The organism is Flavobacterium sp. ALJ2 (assembly GCF_015594725.1).
Classification (GTDB): domain Bacteria; phylum Bacteroidota; class Bacteroidia; order Flavobacteriales; family Flavobacteriaceae; genus Flavobacterium.
Map to the genome: position 1 here is coordinate 14,704 of NZ_JADNRC010000013.1, position 18,402 is coordinate 33,105.

At 33.3% G+C, this 18,402-nt stretch carries 16 protein-coding genes; 14 read left to right on the plus strand and 2 right to left on the minus strand.

The window, feature by feature from the left end:
* Nucleotides 1–47 precede the first annotated feature (47 nt).
* The 7 genes from IUY40_RS14770 (at nt 48) to IUY40_RS14800 (ending at nt 7,252) form a co-directional block, all read left to right on the plus strand.
* Nucleotides 48–1,202 carry a lycopene cyclase family protein gene (locus tag IUY40_RS14770; RefSeq protein ID WP_195737633.1) on the plus strand — a complete coding sequence of 385 codons (1,155 nt, stop codon included), beginning with the start codon at nt 48–50 and terminating at the stop codon, nt 1,200–1,202.
* Nucleotides 1,203–1,381: 179 nt separating this feature from the next.
* Nucleotides 1,382–1,927 (plus strand): tetratricopeptide repeat protein, encoded by a 546-nt coding sequence (locus tag IUY40_RS14775; protein WP_229335572.1) that lies wholly within the window; start codon nt 1,382–1,384, stop codon nt 1,925–1,927.
* Between the two features lie 1,033 nt (nt 1,928–2,960).
* Nucleotides 2,961–3,386, plus strand: coding sequence for a metalloregulator ArsR/SmtB family transcription factor (locus IUY40_RS14780; protein WP_195737634.1), 426 nt, complete (start codon nt 2,961–2,963; stop codon nt 3,384–3,386).
* 186 nt (nt 3,387–3,572) lie between these two features.
* Nucleotides 3,573–3,983: a BrxA/BrxB family bacilliredoxin gene (locus IUY40_RS14785; protein ID WP_195737635.1), complete on the plus strand. Its 411-nt coding sequence runs from the start codon at nt 3,573–3,575 to the stop codon at nt 3,981–3,983.
* Between the two features lie 432 nt (nt 3,984–4,415).
* Entirely contained in the window at nt 4,416–5,774 is a 1,359-nt protein-coding gene (locus IUY40_RS14790; RefSeq protein WP_195737636.1) for a rhodanese-related sulfurtransferase, read from the plus strand.
* 6 nt (nt 5,775–5,780) lie between these two features.
* Nucleotides 5,781–7,022 carry a peptidase U32 family protein gene (locus IUY40_RS14795; RefSeq protein WP_195737637.1) on the plus strand — a complete coding sequence of 414 codons (1,242 nt, stop codon included), beginning with the start codon at nt 5,781–5,783 and terminating at the stop codon, nt 7,020–7,022.
* Nucleotides 7,022–7,252, plus strand: a complete 231-nt coding sequence (locus IUY40_RS14800; protein ID WP_195737638.1) for a ferredoxin — start codon at nt 7,022–7,024, stop codon at nt 7,250–7,252. The genes IUY40_RS14795 and IUY40_RS14800 overlap by 1 nt, the downstream gene beginning before the upstream one ends.
* 119 nt (nt 7,253–7,371) lie before the next feature.
* On the opposite strand, the gene IUY40_RS14805 is transcribed toward IUY40_RS14800, so the two are convergent.
* Nucleotides 7,372–8,037, minus strand: coding sequence for a hypothetical protein (locus IUY40_RS14805; RefSeq protein WP_195737639.1), 666 nt, complete (start codon nt 8,035–8,037; stop codon nt 7,372–7,374).
* Nucleotides 8,038–8,179: 142 nt separating this feature from the next.
* On the opposite strand from IUY40_RS14805, the gene IUY40_RS14810 reads away from it, so the two are divergent.
* Nucleotides 8,180–8,335, plus strand: a complete 156-nt coding sequence (locus IUY40_RS14810; RefSeq protein ID WP_195737640.1) for a hypothetical protein — start codon at nt 8,180–8,182, stop codon at nt 8,333–8,335.
* 265 nt (nt 8,336–8,600) lie between these two features.
* On the opposite strand, the gene IUY40_RS14815 is transcribed toward IUY40_RS14810, so the two are convergent.
* Nucleotides 8,601–8,876, minus strand: coding sequence for a hypothetical protein (locus tag IUY40_RS14815; protein ID WP_195737641.1), 276 nt, complete (start codon nt 8,874–8,876; stop codon nt 8,601–8,603).
* Between the two features lie 460 nt (nt 8,877–9,336).
* On the opposite strand from IUY40_RS14815, the gene ricT reads away from it, so the two are divergent.
* The 6 genes from ricT (at nt 9,337) to IUY40_RS14845 (ending at nt 18,394) form a co-directional block, all read left to right on the plus strand.
* Nucleotides 9,337–10,650 (plus strand): regulatory iron-sulfur-containing complex subunit RicT, encoded by a 1,314-nt coding sequence (ricT, locus tag IUY40_RS14820; protein WP_195737642.1) that lies wholly within the window; start codon nt 9,337–9,339, stop codon nt 10,648–10,650.
* Entirely contained in the window at nt 10,634–11,113 is a 480-nt protein-coding gene (locus IUY40_RS14825) for a gliding motility lipoprotein GldH (RefSeq protein WP_195737643.1), read from the plus strand. Before ricT ends, IUY40_RS14825 begins: the two co-directional genes overlap by 17 nt.
* Before the next feature lie 11 nt (nt 11,114–11,124).
* Nucleotides 11,125–13,428: a transglycosylase domain-containing protein gene (locus IUY40_RS14830; protein ID WP_195737644.1), complete on the plus strand. Its 2,304-nt coding sequence runs from the start codon at nt 11,125–11,127 to the stop codon at nt 13,426–13,428.
* A gap of 360 nt (nt 13,429–13,788) precedes the next feature.
* On the plus strand, nt 13,789–14,490 hold the full coding sequence (locus tag IUY40_RS14835; protein WP_195737645.1) for a CoA transferase subunit A: 702 nt from the start codon (nt 13,789–13,791) through the stop codon (nt 14,488–14,490).
* Between the two features lie 98 nt (nt 14,491–14,588).
* A complete protein-coding gene (locus IUY40_RS14840) occupies nt 14,589–15,245 on the plus strand; it encodes a CoA transferase subunit B (protein WP_195737646.1) in 657 nt (218 codons plus the stop codon).
* A 371-nt stretch (nt 15,246–15,616) separates the two neighbouring features.
* Nucleotides 15,617–18,394, plus strand: coding sequence for a M4 family metallopeptidase (locus IUY40_RS14845; RefSeq protein WP_195737647.1), 2,778 nt, complete (start codon nt 15,617–15,619; stop codon nt 18,392–18,394).
* Nucleotides 18,395–18,402 lie beyond the last annotated feature (8 nt).

Sequence of the window (18,402 nt, forward strand, 5' to 3'; positions counted from 1 at the left end):
AACGAATAAAAATTACCTATTTTTGATAAAAATAGTACCTCCAAAACATGAAGCATTTCGATTACATTTTTACAGGAACTGGTTTATCAGCAATGATGACAGTTTATAAGATGGTGGTATCTGGGAAGTTTGTTGGAAAAACTATTTTATTAATTGATGAGGATTCAAAGAAAACCAATGACAGGACTTGGTGTTTTTGGCAAAAAGAGCCATCAATTTGGGAAAGTGTCATTTCAAAAAAATGGGATACCGCTTTATTTGCTAATGAAAGCTTTAAAAGAGATTTAGATTTAAGTCCGTATCAATACAATCAGATTCGTAGTTTGGACTTTTATAATTTTGTTTTTGAGCTTATCAAGGAACAAAATGATATTACTTTTCTTAACGACAAAGTAACCGATATTAACGAGCTCGACACACATGTTTTTATAGCTACTTCAACTGATACATTTACTTGCAATCAACTTTTAAATAGCATTTATAACAAAACATTAATCGAAAACCAACAACAATATCCTGTCTTACAACAGCATTTTATAGGTTGGTTCATCAAAAGCAAACAGGATCTTCTTAATCCAGAAGAAGTTACTTTCATGGATTTTTCTGTTGCACAAAAAAACAACACACGCTTCATGTATGTTTTACCAACATCAAAAAAAGAAGCTTTAGTAGAATATACCTTATTTTCTCATACCCTTTTAGAAAAACAGGAATACGAATCAGAAATTAAAAACTATATTCATAATTTAGGTATTCAAGATTACGAGATAGTTGAGAAAGAAAAAGGAAGTATTCCGATGACATGTTACCCCTTTTGGAAAAGAAACACCAAACGTGTACTCAATATTGGTACAGCAGGTGGCTGGACAAAAGCAAGCACGGGGTACACGTTCAAAAAAACGGATAAAAAATCTACCCAATTAGTGTCGTTTCTTGAAACTCAAACCGATTTTAGGAAATTTCATAAAAAAAATAAATTCTGGTTTTATGATTTGCTTTTATTAGATATTCTCGACAGGAATAATGAACTAGGAAGTCATATTTTCTCAGACATTTTCCAGAAAGGAAATCCACCATTGATTTTTAAGTTCTTAGACGAAGAAACTAGCTTCACTGAAGATATTAAAGTTATTTTAAAGTGTCCTAAAACACCATTTATTAAAGCGTTATTTAGAGTAGTTTTTCTTTCAAACAAACCTTAACTTCAAATCTTAACTATTGAACAATCTTTAGATAGTTGTGCTTACAAATACAACTACGTTTTCCAAATGCAGGAATGGCAAAGTTGTATTGATAAAGGTTTAAAAAAGACAGTACGATAGCTTATTTGTGGCAACAAAAAGCCATGCCGTATTTTAAATGTAAAAAGTACGAAGTTGGAATGTCATTTTTAGACAAAGCTGTTTTATATAATAAACAGGAATGGCTTCCTTACAGGGGTTTTATAAAATGCATTTTTTTAAAAACATATAAAGAAGCGATCAAAGATCTGGAAGAATGCATTAAACTTTATGGAAATGGTTATATAATGGATCATACCTATAGTTTTTATATCGGACTTTGCTATTTACAATTAAACGAATATGATAAAGCGGAAAAAGTTTTTGATGATTATGTAAATGATATTTATAAGAACAGACAACAATTAGAACATCCTACTGCATACTTTTATCAGGCCATAGCCAAAAATGAACTACAAAAATGGGATGAAGCAATTGCAATTTTTGATAAAGCATTAAAAATCTACCCACAATTTTCAGATGCAAAATATTATAAAGCAATTTGTTGGCTAAAATTAGGAAAACCCAAAGAAGAAGTGGTTGCCTTAGTTACAATTGCAAGAGAAGATGCAGCAAAGGGATTTACTATTAATGAAGACAATACAATTTACGAAACTTATCCATACCAAAAAAAGTTTGCCAAATAATCTATAATCAACAAAACGCTTAAATCTGTAAAGTCTCCTGACTTTACAGATTTTTTTTATGCCAACATAACTCCATATAATTCTAAAATTTACTAGGATATCTTTTATCGAAAAAAGGAGTAAATACCTTTAAAAATGAGATTCATTCTACAAATTAAAAAGGCAGCTTATCAATTTGAGCACTATTTAGCCATATGTTTTCCTGAATAAGAATGTCTTATTCTTTTCTTAAAAGGTTTTATTGAGGCGATTAGGAAGGCTTGTTCGAATTTAACTTTGCAAATTCTAAATAATGTTCAATTCATTATTGAAGAAAACTAAGGTTTGACCTCTAGTAATAGTAATCAAACCAAAGTAAAGAGAAAAAATGAGTAATAAAAGCTATAATAATATAGGTCTAATGTAATCGTTCAATAACAATAATAAATTAATTGGTAAATTATGGGAGTTACAAAACACTTAAATTTTGATATAGAAACAAATGCAATAGGAAAAATTTAAAAGAAAGTATAGTATTATATTTAGTTGAAAACAAACTTTAAGCTATTACAAAAACTTTATCAAGTAATTAAAATTCTTCCTTTTAAACTTTACAAATAAGACTAATGTATATTTAGCATAATCGTTTAATAACGATAATAAATTAATTGATAAATTTATGGGAGTTACTAAACACTTAGACTTTGATATCGAGACAAAACAATAGAAAAAATAAGATTACCGTTTTAGAAACCAGACATAAAATAAGAGGATGAAATAGCCATTTTAAACAATACAATTATCAATTTCATGACAAGATAATTAAACAGACAATGTAAATACTCCTGATTCTCCCTGCTGAAAAAGCCATGAAGTAGAAAAATTTGAAAGAAAGTATAGTATTATATTTGGTTGAAAAACAAACTTTAAACTATTACAAAAACTTTATCAAGTAATTAGAATTCTTCCTTTTAAACTTTGTAACTTTACAATTAAGACTAATGTATATTTAGTGTAATCGTTCAATAACGATAATAAATTAATTGGTAAATTTATGGGAGTTACTAAACACTTAGACTTTGATATCGAGACAAAAGCAATAGGAGGAATTTGCAAAGCACTTGGGCATCCTACCCGAATTCAGATTATGACCCTTCTCTGGAAAAAAAATAACAGGACTTGTGGTGAAATCGTTGAATTAATTCCCTTGGCACAATCAACAATATCTAAACATTTATTAGAATTAAAGAAAGCAAATCTTGTAATTATAAAAAATGAAGGCAAAAGAGTAGTTTACTCGGTTGAAGTTGACAATATACAACTGCTTAAAAAATATTTAAGCAGTTATCTTTCAACCATCGAAGTTCCCGAAAAAAATAAATCAACCGTTTTAACAACTAAACATAAAACGTCAAGTATAAATGGTCGCTTGAAACAATACAATTATAAATTTCCTGATAAAAATAAAACAGCACTTTAGAGATTCCAGATTCTTAGCTTCCTAAAAAACCGCAAAGTAGAAGAAAGGTCAAAGAATGTTATACTATACGATTTGATTTAAAAACAAACACTAAACTATAACAAAACATTATAGTGGAATTAAAGTTCTTGTTTTTAAACTTTGTAACTTTGCAATTCAAAAAAGTTAAACTAAAAAAATAAAAATATGTATCCAGAAGAAATGGTAAAACCAATGCAAGCTGAATTAACAACTGCAGGTTTTCAAGATTTACATAGTGCAGCAGAAGTTGACAAAGCAATCAAATCAGAAGGAACAACACTAGTAGTTGTAAACTCAGTATGTGGTTGTGCAGCAAGAAATGCACGTCCAGGAGCAAAAATGAGCTTAGATGGCGCTAAAAAACCAGACCATTTAATCACTGTTTTTGCAGGTGTTGACAAAGAAGCTGTAGATGCAGCAAGACAACATATGTTCCCTTTCCCTCCATCTTCGCCAAGTATGGCTTTATTCAAAAATGGAGAATTAGTTCACATGTTAGAGCGTCACCATATCGAAGGTCGCCCAGCTGAATTAATTGCTGAAAATTTACAAGACGCATTCAACGAACATTGCTAATATTTAATGTTCTAAGGATTAAAGACGCAAAATATTTAAAAAGCACTATTAATTTAGTGCTTTTTTGTTTTATATACCTTCCTCCTTTACTTATAAAACTTTGCTAATCAGCAATAAAACATTCATTTTAATTGTAACTAATCCAGCTGTACACTATATCTTTTATACCAAAAACTGGTACAAAAGGATATCGTTCCCATCTGGGCTAGAACCTTAGAAACTCTAATTTTTTTTTAAATAGCAAGCAGATTGAGCAAATTCTTTTAATTATCGCAAACGTGAAACTGGAAACAATAGAAAATAAATCTTATTAAAAAGAACTTCATTCCTTTACTACTAAAAAACTTAGAACCTCAGAACCTTTGCTACTTAGAACCTTTTTCTATACCTTTGCACCTCAAAATAATTTCTTAACTTAAAACTGTTTATAGCATGCAACTGTATAACACTTTGAGCGCAGAAGAAAGAGCCATCATGATCGATGATGCCGGTAAACAACGACTAACGTTGTCTTTCTATGCGTATGCCAAAATTCAAGATCCCAAAAAATTTCGCGATGATTTATTTCTAGCCTGGAACGCACTCGATGCTTTAGGTAGAATATACGTTGCCACCGAAGGAATAAATGCTCAAATGAGTATTCCAGAGGAGAATTTAGAAGCTTTTAGAGCAACTCTAGAAGTTTACGATTTCATGAAAGGCATACGTTTAAACGAAGCTGTAGAACATGACGATCACTCGTTTTTAAAATTAACCATCAAAGTCCGTGATAAAATTGTTGCTGACGGTCTTAACGATGAGACTTTTGATGTAACTGATATAGGCATTCACTTAAAAGCCAAAGAATTTAACAATATCCTTGAAGACCCAAATACAATTGTTGTTGACTTTAGAAATCACTACGAAAGTGAAGTCGGTCATTTTAAAGGTGCTATAACTCCAGACGTAGAAACTTTTAGAGAAAGTTTGCCGATAATCAACAAGCAACTTCAAAATCATAAAGAAGATAAAAACTTGGTAATGTATTGCACAGGCGGAATTCGTTGTGAGAAAGCAAGTGCTTATTTTAAACATCAAGGTTTTAAAAATGTATATCAGCTAGAAGGCGGAATCATTAATTATAAAAAACAACTTGAAGAAGAAGGATTAGAAAGTAAATTCATCGGGAAAAACTTTGTATTTGATAATCGTCTGGGCGAAAGAATCACCGATGATATTATTTCGCAATGTCATCAATGCGGAAAACCTTGCGACAATCATACCAATTGCGAAAATGATGGATGTCATTTATTGTTTATTCAATGCGATGATTGCAAATCGGCAATGGAAAACTGCTGTTCTACAGAATGTTTAGAAGTTATACATATGCCTTTGGTAGATCAGGTACGATTAAGAACTGGAAAACAAGTTGGAAACAAAGTATTTAGAAAAGGAAAATCAGATAGTTTAAAATTCAAACATTCTGGTGAGCTACCTTATACTTCTTTAGCCACAGCGGAGAAACCAGCAGATATTCGCCAAAAAATAAAAGTGAAAAAAGTATTACTTGGAAAAGCAGAACATTACTACGTAAAAGCACAAGTTGGTCTTTTTACTATCGAAAATCAAGAGTTAAACGCTGGTGACACTATCTTAATCTCTGGACCAACTACAGGTAACCAAGAATTGGTTTTAGAAAAAATGATTGTTAATGAAGTAGCTGCTACAACAGCTAAAATTGGCGATAAAGTTACTTTTGAAGTTCCCTTCAGAATCAGATTGTCGGATAAAATCTATAAAATTTTAGACTAACTTATCATGACAAAAAATAATAAAATTGAACTTATGGCTCCCGCAGGGAACTTTGAGTCACTTCAGGCTGCGCTAGATAATGGTGCCGATTCAATTTATTTTGGTGTAGAACAACTCAACATGCGAGCGCGTTCTACCGTGAATTTCACTATGGATGATTTGCAAGAAATTGCTAATCGTTGTGCCACCAAAAATGTGCGAAGCTATCTTACTTTGAACACAATTATTTACGACCACGATTTATCGGTTGTAAAAACGTTGTTGAACAAAGCCAAAGAAGCCCATATTACTGCAGTAATCGCATCCGACCAAGCAGTAATTGCAATGGCAAGAACGATTGGTATGGAAGTGCATATCTCGACCCAACTTAATGTTACCAACATCGAAACCATAAAATTCTACAGTTTATTTGCAGATACAATGGTTCTAAGTCGTGAATTAAGCTTGCGTCAAGTAAAAAGTATCACGGAACAAATTGAGAAAGAGCAAATAAAAGGCCCGAACGGAAATTTAGTTGAAATTGAAATTTTCGGACATGGTGCTTTATGTATGGCCGTTTCAGGAAAATGTTATTTGAGTTTACATTCAAATAACTCATCTGCAAATCGTGGTGCTTGCAAACAAAATTGCCGTAAAAAATATACCGTTATTGACCAAGAAACTGGTTTTGAAATCGAAGTAGATAACGAATACCTAATGTCTCCTAAAGACTTATGCACACTTGATTTTCTTGACCAAGTAATCGATTCGGGCATTCAGGTTCTTAAAATAGAAGGTCGCGGTCGTGCACCCGAATATGTGGCAACAGTAATAAAAACTTATCGAGAAGCTATTGATTCTTATTACGATAAAACTTTTTCAAAGGAAAAAATCACCATTTGGATGGAAGCTTTAAACACGGTTTACAATCGCGGTTTTTGGTCAGGATATTATCTTGGGCAAGAATTAGGAGAATGGAGTGATATTCCGGGATCAGCAGCAACCCAAAAGAAAGTGTATGTGGGTAAAGGAACACATTACTTCCCAAAGGCTGAAGTTGGGCAGTTTAAAATTGAAGCCTACGACATTAAAATTGGAGATCGAATTCTTGTAACTGGACCTAGTACAGGAGCACAAGAAATGGTAATCGACGAAATGTATGTAAACGACATTGTAGCCGATAAAGCCACAAAAGGAGATGATTGTACTTTCAAATTACCTTTCAGAATTAGAATGTCTGATAAATTATATAAAATTGTTGAAGCCTAATGGTTATTGTTACACTACAAAGAGACAAGTGCATTGGCTGTAACTACTGTGTAGAAATGGATCCTTTACATTTTCAGATGTCAAAAAAAGATGGAAAATCAGTTTTGATACATTCAGTAAATGCAAAAGGCTTTTTTACTTTAAAGTCACCTAATCACGCCATTGTAGAAAGTTGCGAATTAGCAGCGAAAGCTTGCCCGGTAAAGATCATTACGGTTAAACAAACTTAGAGGATATTTTACTTATTATAAATTTAAAGAGCCACAAATCATGGCTCTTTAAATTTTATGAAAAACGGCTAGCCTTACATTCTTTTCCACTGCTTTTGCAAATGCGTTTTAGGAATGACTTACCAAATCTTCCACCATGGTTTACTTTCAATTTTTACTTTTCTATCGATTATTATGCCAATAATCCATACTTCATCCTCAACTTCTGTCATTGCAAAAGCCAGTCCTTCATTCTTGTTTATCCCAAAATCTTGATTTGGTTGAACCATTAGCTGGGATAATCCCGTTTTATTTAAATGATTATACTTTATAATACGACCCCAAACTAATTCGGGTGTTGTATCAGAATCTTTTGAAAATAACAATATTTTTATATCGTCAGGGAAACCTTCAGCCCTAAAAGGATCGAGAGTTACATCCTTTCGAAATTCAGTTAAATCATCTCTATCGTAGCTTTTGATATACAATGGCTTAACTAATTCGTAATCTCCTAAAAAATTATCTTGTATTACTTGATAAAGAGTTTGTGAAAATTGAGCATGACGTATAATAACTCTAATTTCCTTATCATACGGGCAGTCAGTAAATAGTATTTTGCCATCAACATTATTAAATAGCTTTACGATCTCTAATGTTGTTCCTGCCTCATGGTCAATATAAACAAATCCCAAAATATTATCACCGACAAAATCAGCTAACATATTTACTAATTCAGGATAGTTTCGGTAATTACCAATCGTAATCCATTGTCCCCAAATTTCATTCTCTTTTTTTAATTTACTCATTATTATTCTGTTAATTAGTATTTTTAATATGTATTTGGTCTATTATTCTTTAAAAGGCTCACAAACTTAGTGTTTAATAATAGAAATAAAGTTCCTTTTTCACCTACACTTTGACAACCCACAATCTTCAATTAAAAATTTTATGAATTTACATGATATTGCAATTTATTTTTCGGCAATGTTCTCTGTAAGTTTACCACTTATCCAACCTCGCAATTTTTGCTCTTTAAAATCAAAATTAACTGGATTACATTCTCCAGCAATGGCACTCTTTTCTATTTCTACAAAAGCCAGGTAAGCTCTGCTTCAACTTTCTCTGCAAGTACTTTAAATAGTTGAGTTTTGTTTTAATTTTGCTATAACGTTAGTGCCTTCTTCACAGATAAAAACAAAATCCTCGATTCCTTATTTGCCTGTTTCTTTTATCGTTGAAGCATAATGCACATTATAATTATCTGTTACATTGCTTACAAAACATGGTTCTGCTAAATAAACTGCTGGAAGCAACATTGTATTCTTATCTTCTACATATCCATCATTTGTTAATACATAGTTTTCTTCTACTAAAGCAACTTTTTTACCAAACCCAAATAAGCGTCTAGACTCATTTGAGGGCTTTCAACGCAACAATGACGTAATATCAATTGTAATTGTTTTTTGCTTGAGATTTCTTGCAACTTGCTAATCCCGAATACTCCACTTACTACTTTTTTATATGTGTTACCTATGTTTAAATACACCTCAACACATTTAGGTTCTCCGCATTTGTAAGTATTTATAATATCTGTTCGCCCATCATCATTCAGGTCTACCAATTTCTTTTGATATTTTCCTTGCATCGCCTAAGGCTTTAGCTCCTTATCAATCTGCTTAATTTCAGAGTTTTGTGACTCTAAAGTAACAGAATCAGTAAGAGTTGTGTCTTTTTTAACTGAATTTATATTTTTTTGATCAATAATCAAGGTTAATCTTTGAAGATAAAACCTACAAACACAATCCGAATATAAGTTTAAATAATTATTTTAAGAATAATCATAATAGCTTTTTTGAATAAAAACTATTCTTAAAACAGTAAGTTCTTTTAACTAAGACAAATAAATAGCAAAAGAATTTTCTTGATAAATCAAGTTTCATACCACAACAAAAACCATTAATTTTATCTTAAATAGTAGTGCCTTTTGTATTTAACGTAGCATTAGTGTTAATCCATTAAAAAGCAAACTAAAAAAAATACTATCTTTACACATTAATCTTTTTAAGAACTTAAGTTGCATTAATTGCAACACTACATATAAAACTATGGCATGTACAAGTTGTTCAACTTCTGATGGTGGCGCACCTAAGGGTTGTAAAAATAATGGGACTTGCGGCACCGATAGCTGCAATAAATTAACTGTTTTTGATTGGCTTTCTAACATGAGTTTACCTAACGGAGAAGCTCCTTTTGATTGTGTTGAAGTACGTTTTAAGAACGGTAGAAAAGAATTTTTTAGAAACGTAGATAAATTAACTTTAAGTATTGGAGATATCGTTGCAACTGTAGCGTCTCCAGGACATGACATAGGAATTGTAACTCTTACAGGCGAATTGGTGAAAATTCAAATGAAGAAAAAAGGAGTTAATCCAACGAGCAACGAAGTTCCTAAAATTTACCGCAAAGCCTCTCAAAAAGATATCGACATTTGGTCGGCAGCTCGTGAGAAAGAAGAGCCTATGAAGGTTCGTGCACGTGAATTAGCGATTGCTCAAAAACTAGAAATGAAAATTTCAGATATTGAATTTCAAGGAGATGGCTCTAAAGCCACTTTTTATTATACCGCAAATGATAGAGTCGATTTTAGACTTTTAATTAAGGATTTTGCTAAAGAATTCAGTACCAGAGTCGAAATGAAACAAGTTGGTTTTCGTCAGGAAGCAGCGCGTTTAGGAGGAATTGGTTCTTGCGGAAGAGAATTATGTTGTTCTACTTGGTTAACTGACTTTAGAAGCGTAAACACCTCAGCAGCACGTTACCAACAATTATCTTTAAATCCACAAAAATTAGCTGGACAATGCGGAAAATTAAAGTGTTGCTTAAATTATGAGCTAGACACTTATATGGATGCTCTTAAAGATTTTCCAGACTATGATACTAAATTAGTCACTGAAAAAGGCGATGCTATTTGCCAAAAACAGGATATTTTTAAAGGATTAATGTGGTTTGCTTATACGAATAACTTTGCAAATTGGCATGTTTTGAAAATCGATCAGGTAAAAGAAATCATTGCTGAAAACAAACTTAAAAACAAAGTTTCTTCTCTAGAAGATTTTGCAATAGAGGTTACTCAAGAGCCTGAAAAAGACTTCAATAACGCCATGGGGCAAGAAAGCTTAACTCGTTTTGACCAACCTAAAAGAAAGAAAAAACCAGCTAAAAAACGCAAAACTATTGGAGAAAATGCTGCTGCAGCTCCTGCAATTGCTCCCAAAAATCAAGCACCAAAAAATCAAAATCCAAAAGGCAATAAGCCAGCTGGAAATAACAATAAGCCAAACAATAATGCTGCGGACGATAAAAAACCAGCTGGCCCTAGAAAACCAATAATTATTACAAAAAATGAGAATAAAAAATAGCGGAATTCTTCTTTTGGTGGCTATACTTCTTTTTTCATGCGATAAAAAAAGAGTATTTGATGAATACAAATCTGTTGGATCTGCTTGGCATAAAGACAGTATTGTAACATTTAATTTACCAGAATTAGATTCAACCAAACGATACAATTTATTTGTAAATTTAAGGGATAACAATAATTATCCTTTCAATAATATATTTTTGATTGTTGCTATTGAAACCCAAAGTGGATTCACCAAAGTAGATACCCTCGAGTACCAAATGGCACATCCTGACGGAACTTTAATGGGTAATGGGTTTACAGATATAAAAGAAAGTAAACTCTTTTATAAAGAGGACGTTAAATTTAAAGGAAAATACAAAGTTCATATCAAACAAGCTGTTAGAGAATCAGGAAAAGTTCCAGGTGTACAACAACTTGAAGGTATAACTGATGTAGGTTTTAGAATTGAAAAAAAAGATTAGAATAGATTTATATGGCTGCTAAAAAAAACAATCCAACAAAAACCGATAAAGACATAAATTACTACAAAAAAACCTTTTGGAAAATTTTTGGCTATGGTGTATTAAGTGTTATTACTTTTTTCTTATTTGCTTCATGGGGAATTTTTGGCTCTATGCCTTCATTTGAAGACTTAGAAAATCCAGATTCAAATTTGGCTACCGAAATCATCTCCTCAGATGGAGTTATTATTGGTAAATATTTCCAAACAAACAGATCACAATTAAAATATTCTGACTTACCTAAAAGTCTAATCGAAGCACTTGTAGCAACCGAAGACGAGCGTTTTTACGAACATTCGGGTATCGACGGACGTGGTACTTTAAGAGCCATTGCTAGTTTAGGAACTAGTGGAGGTGCAAGTACACTTACACAACAATTAGCAAAACAGTTATTTCACGGAGAAGGATCTAAATTCTTGCCTTTTAGAATCGTACAAAAAGTAAAAGAATGGATTATAGCTATTCGTCTAGAAAGGCAATACACTAAAAATGAAATAATTGCAATGTATTGTAACGTATATGATTTTGGTAATTATTCGGTAGGAGTAAGTTCTGCTGCACAAACCTATTTCTCAAAAGAGCCAAAAGATTTAACCATGGATGAATCTGCAATGTTAGTCGGAATGTTCAAAAATTCAGGTTTATACAATCCAGTAAGAAATCCCGTAGGCGTTAAAAACCGTCGTAATGTTGTGCTTTCCCAAATGGAAAAAGCAGGCATGATAACTGAAGATCAAAAAAATAAATTAAAAGCGCTTCCTATCTCATTAAAATTCAAGCTAGAAAGCCACCGTGAAGGAACTGCAACCTACTTTAGAGAATACCTGCGTGACTATATGAAAAAATGGGTAGCTGAGAATAAAAAACCAGACGGTTCTGACTACAATATTTATAAAGATGGACTAAAAATATACACCACTATCGACTCTAGAATGCAATTGCATGCTGAAGAAGCTGTTTATGCACATATGAAAAACTTACAAGAAGAGTTTTTTCAACAATCAAAAACAAACAAAAATGCTCCTTTCGTTAATATTTCTGAAGCCGAAACGAAACGAATTATTAACCAAGCGATGAAATCATCATACCGTTGGACAGTAATGAAAGCTGCCGATAAAAGTGATGAAGAAATCATAAAATCATTTAGTGAAAAAACAAAAATGACAGTGTTTACCTGGAAAGGAGAAAGAGACACAATTATGACACCTCTAGATTCTATACGTTATTACAAGCACTTTTTACAATCTGGTTTAATGGCAATGGAACCACAAACTGGTAGCATCAAAGCCTGGGTTGGAGGAATCAATTACAAATATTTCCAATATGATCACGTAGGTCAAGGAGCAAGACAAGTAGGCTCTACATTCAAACCATTTGTTTATGCTGCCGCAATTGAGCAATTAAACATGTCACCTTGTGATTCGATTCTTGACGGACCGTTTATGATCCACAAAGGGCGCCATCACGTTACGGCCGATTGGGAACCAAGAAACTCTGACAATAGATACCGTGGAATGGTTACTTTAAAACAAGGTTTAGCGAACTCCATCAATACCATATCAGCAAAACTAATTGACCGTGTTGGACCTGAAGCAGTAGTTGAACTAGCGAATAAATTGGGAGTAAAATCTCAAATTCCAGCGCAACCTTCAATCGCATTAGGTGCTGTTGAAATCACAGTCGAAGATATGGTTGCTGCTTATAGTACATTTGCAAACCAAGGTGTTTATGTAAAACCACAGTTTCTAAGCCGAATCGAGAATAAAAGCGGTGAAATAATTTATGAACCAATCCCAGAATCTCACGATGTATTGAATAAAGATATTGCCTTTGCTGTAATTAAATTGCTTCAAGGAGTTACAGAAAGTGGCTCGGGTTCACGCTTACGTACTGAAGGTGGTGGTAGCGGAGACAAACGTTGGACAGGATATCCGTATATGTTCCGCAATCCAATTGCTGGTAAAACAGGAACAACACAAAACCAGTCAGATGGTTGGTTCATGGGAATGGTTCCAAACCTAGTTACTGGTGTTTGGGTAGGTTGCGAAGACCGTTCAGCACGTTTCAAAAGTATTACTTACGGACAAGGAGCAACAGCTGCTTTACCAGTTTGGGGGTATTTTATGAAACTTTGTTATGCTGATCCTGCTTTGCAAGTATCTAAATCTGAATTTGAGAGACCTGCAAACCTTTCAATAAAAGTAGATTGTTACTCTGCTCCAAAAGTCAAAGACACAACAGAAACTGAACAAAATACAGACGAATTCGAACTCTAATTTAAGTTCGTTTTTAACATAAGACTATCCTTTTGCACCTTCTGAATTTTCGGAAGATGCAAAAGGATTTTTTTTTGCAAAAAAAAATGATTACAAAGTAATTCAAGAACTCTAATAAAAAAAATTACACAAAGTTCACAAAGCTTAATCTATACATAACTTTGTGTCTTTGCCTTTGTGAACTTTACGTTTAATTTTCATGCCACAGATAAAAGGAATAAATAACTTTGCGGTTAATCACGGTTTCTGTTGAATTATCACAGACAAATTACCACGCAGATTTATTTTTGCGAAATCGTTATAATTTAATCTAAAAATGGTATTTTTATCAAAAATATACGTCAATACAAGACAAATAATATGATTAGCAAAAAAGTCAACACAGTTCAGGAAGCAATTCAAGGAATCAAAAACGACATGACAATTATGTTTGGCGGATTTGGTTTATGTGGCATTCCAGAAAATACTATTGCCGAATTGGTAAAAATAGAAACCTCAGGTCTTACTTGTATCTCAAATAATGCAGGTGTGGATGATTTTGGTTTAGGATTATTATTGCAAAAGAAGCAGATTAAGAAAATGATTTCTTCTTATGTAGGTGAAAATGCCGAATTTGAACGTCAGATGCTTTCAGGAGAATTAGATGTAGAACTTATTCCTCAAGGAACATTAGCTGAGCGTTGTCGTGCAGCACAAGCTGGAATCCCTGCTTTTTTCACGCCTGCAGGTTACGGAACCGAAGTTGCCGAAGGCAAAGAAGTTCGTGAGTTTAACGGAAAAATGCATATTATGGAACATGCTTTTAAAGCTGACTTTGCTATTGTAAAAGCATGGAAAGGTGACGAAGCTGGTAATCTTATCTTTAAAGGAACAGCAAGAAACTTTAATTCTTGTATGGCTGGTGCGGCAAAAATAACAATTGCCGAAGTAGAAGAACTTGTTCCTGTTGGTACATTAGACCCAAATCAAATTCATATTCCCGGAATCATGGTACAGCGTATCTTTCAAGGAGAAAAATTTGAAAAAAGAATTGAGCAACGTACAGTAAGACAAAGGAATTAGATAATTGAGATAATAAGGCAATTAGATGATTAATTTAGATTGTGCAAAGTGATACATTTTCTAATTATCGAATTGTCTAATTAACACATTAAAAAGATATGTTAACAAAAGAAGATATTGCAAAACGAATTGCACAAGAGCTTAAAGACCGTTATTTCGTGAATTTAGGCATCGGAATACCAACATTGGTAGCAAACTATATCCCAAAAGGAATTGACGTTGAATTTCAAAGCGAAAACGGCGTTCTGGGAATGGGACCTTTTCCTTTTGAAGGAGAAGAAGATGCTGATGTTATTAATGCTGGAAAACAAACTATTACAACACTTCCCGGAGCTAGTTTCTTTGATTCGGCTTTTAGTTTTGGAATGATTCGTAGCCAAAAAGTAGATTTAACTATTCTGGGCGCTATGGAAGTTTCTGAAAATGGAGATATAGCCAACTGGAAGATTCCTGGCAAAATGGTAAAAGGAATGGGTGGAGCAATGGATTTAGTGGCTTCTGCCGAAAATATCATTGTTGCCATGATGCATGTAAACAAAGCAGGCGAATCTAAAATATTAAAAAAATGTAGCTTACCACTAACTGGTGTTGGTTGCGTAAAGAAAGTGGTAACCGAATTGGCTGTTTTAGAAATAACTCCAAATGGGTTTAAACTTTTAGAACGTGCTCCCGGAGTTTCGGTAGAACATATTATTGCATCAACTGAGGCAAATTTAATAATTGAAGGTGATATTCCTGAGATGATTATCGATTAACACTTTTTTGTAAAGAATACATACAAAAGGCTAACACGTAAAAATGTTAGCCTTTTTTCTGTTACAGCTTATTCTTCCTAGCGGTAGCACATATCATACAAAACAATCAACATCAAGTAGTTAAGTCTGTAATAAAATATTACAAATCAATAATATAATAATAAAAACAGGTTTTTTCTGATGATTGTTTTTAATTTGTTAATATTTAGTAATTATTTAATAACAAGTGTTGCATTTTATCGATTAATGTAAATTATATGAATTTATTTAACAAAATGTTTCTATTTTTATAACAAATTAAAGTATTTGCCTACATGCTTTAATAGCTATACAAACTAATAATTAAATTAACATTAAACCCCAAATCGATTATGAAAAGTACATTACCCAAAATTGTCACAACAACTGCTGTTGTGCTTACATTCTCCTTATCGGCATTTGCTCAAATAACGGATAAACGCGTAAGCCAAAAAAATGTATCCGAAAATGGTCAACCAAGTTTGATCACTTTTAGTGACCAATCAACCTACAGAGGCTCTGATTCGCAAAAGGTCTTTAAAGATCAATTAGGTTTGAAAGAAAACCAATCCTTTGCAAGAGTCAAAACCGAATCTGACCAACAAGGTTACACTCACGAAAAATTTCAATTATATGAACAAGGTATCAAAGTAGAGTTTGCAAACTACACCTTACATTCTAAAGACGGTAAGTTAGTCTCTATGAATGGTGAGTATTACAACATCAACAAAGTGAGTACAAAACCAAAACTATCAGCTCAAGATGCTCTTAATAGAGCGATTAGCTATACTGGCGCTAAGCAATACCTTTGGGACACACCACAAGATGCCAAAGAGATTGGTTATGAAAAACCAAAAGGAGAACTAGTATTTTTACCAGCAATGGAAGATCAAGGTACTAACAGAACAACCGACAAGGTTCGTTTAGCCTATAAATTTGACATTTACGCGACAAATCCTGTAAGTAGAGGGGATTTATACATAGATGCCGAAAACGGTCAAGTATTGTTCTATAATGCAACTATAAAACATCTTGGAGAATACAGTCATGGACGTAAATCAAAATCTGTGAATGCAAATTCAATAAACCAAAAAGAAGCTTCAAATTCTCAAATGGCGATTGTAGCAGCAAACGCAGCTACACGTTATAGCGGAACACAAGTAATTCAAACTACTTTAAGTGGGTCTTCTTATATTCTGGCAGATGCTACAAGAGGTTTAGGTATAAACACGTATAATATGAAAAAAGGAACTAGTTATACGGCTGCTGTAAATTTTACAGATGCTGATAATAACTGGACAGCTGCTGAGTATGCAAATGCAAATAAAGACAATGGTGCACTTGATGCGCATTGGGGAGCCGAAAAAACGTATGACTATTGGTCGACAGTTCATGGCAGAAATAGTTTTAATAATGCAGGTGCAGTCATAAAAAGCTATGTACATTACAGTAATGCATACGATAATGCCTACTGGGATGGTAGCGTAATGACTTATGGTGACGGAAGCGGAACTTACTTTGATATCTTAACTGCTATAGATGTTGCAGGACACGAAATTGGTCATGCCGTTTGTACTTATACAGCAAACTTAGCTTACCAAAAAGAATCTGGTGCAATGAATGAAGCTTTCTCAGACATTTGGGGAGCATGTATTGAGTTTTACGCAGCACCTACAAAATCTGTTTGGTTAATTGGTGAAGATATTGAAAGAAGATCGGGTCATCTTGCTTTACGTTCTATGAGTAATCCTAAATCTGAAGGTCAGCCTGACACTTATGGCGGTACAAACTGGAAAGTTATTAATTGTGGAACTCCTACTCAATCCAATGATTATTGTGGTGTTCATACAAATTCTGGTGTACTAAACCATTGGTTTTATATCTTGTCTGTAGGTAAGACAGGAACAAACGATATAGGAAGTTCTTATAGTGTAACAGGAATTACAATTGATAAAGCTGCAAAAATCGCTTATCGTTTAGAGAGTGTGTATTTAACTGCGAATTCTACTTTTGCAAATGCAAGAACATCAGGGATACAATCGGCTATCGATTTATACGGTGCTGGTTCTGCAGAGGTAATTGCTACAACTAATGCATTTTATGCTGTAGGTGTTGGAGCTGCTTATTCAGGTTCTACAGATACAATTGCGCCAACTGCTCCAACTGCTCTTGCAGCTTCTGGAACAACTGGATCAACTACCAATTTAACATGGACTGCGGCAACAGATAATGTAGCTGTTACAGGATACGATATCTACCAAGGAGCAACTCTTAAAGGTTCATCTACAACTACAAGCTATACTGTAACTGGATTAACTGCTTTAACTACATATAGCTTTAGTGTAAAAGCCAAAGATGCTGCTGGAAATGTTTCTCCTGCAAGTAATACTTTAAATGTAACAACCTTAGCAAATACAATAAGTTATTGTGCTTCACAAGGAAACAATACTGCCGATGAAAAAATTGGTAAAGTAGTATTTGGTACAATCAGCAATACCACAACAGGAACGGCAGGTTATGAGAACTTCACTGCAATTTCTACAAATGCTGTAGCAGGAACTGCTTATACAATTACAATTACTCCTTCTTGGACTTCTACAACTTACAATGAAGGTTATGCTGTTTTTATAGATTATAATCAAGATGGTGATTTTGCAGATTCAGGCGAAACTGTTTGGACAAAAGCAGCATCAAAAACTACTCCTGTGACAGGAACAATCACAATTCCAGCTTCATCTACTCTTGGATCTACACGATTAAGAGTTGCTATGAAATACAACGGAATCCCAACTTCTTGTGAGACTTTCTCTTATGGACAAGTGGAGGATTACACAGTAAATATTACAGCTGCAGGTCCTATAGTAACTCCAGAAATTGCTTCGGGAATAATCGAAACTACTGATAACACTAGTTTTGCTTTATATCCAAATCCTGTTGCTAATGAGTTGAACGTTTCATTAGCAAAAAGCGATGGGGCAACATTCAGGATTACGAATAATCTTGGACAACAAGTAAATTCAGGACAATTAAGTGGAAATCATATAGATGTAAGCAGATTAAACACTGGCATTTACATCATAGAATTAAATAACGGCGGAAAAAGAATCGTTAAGAAATTCGTTAAGAAATAATAATATGT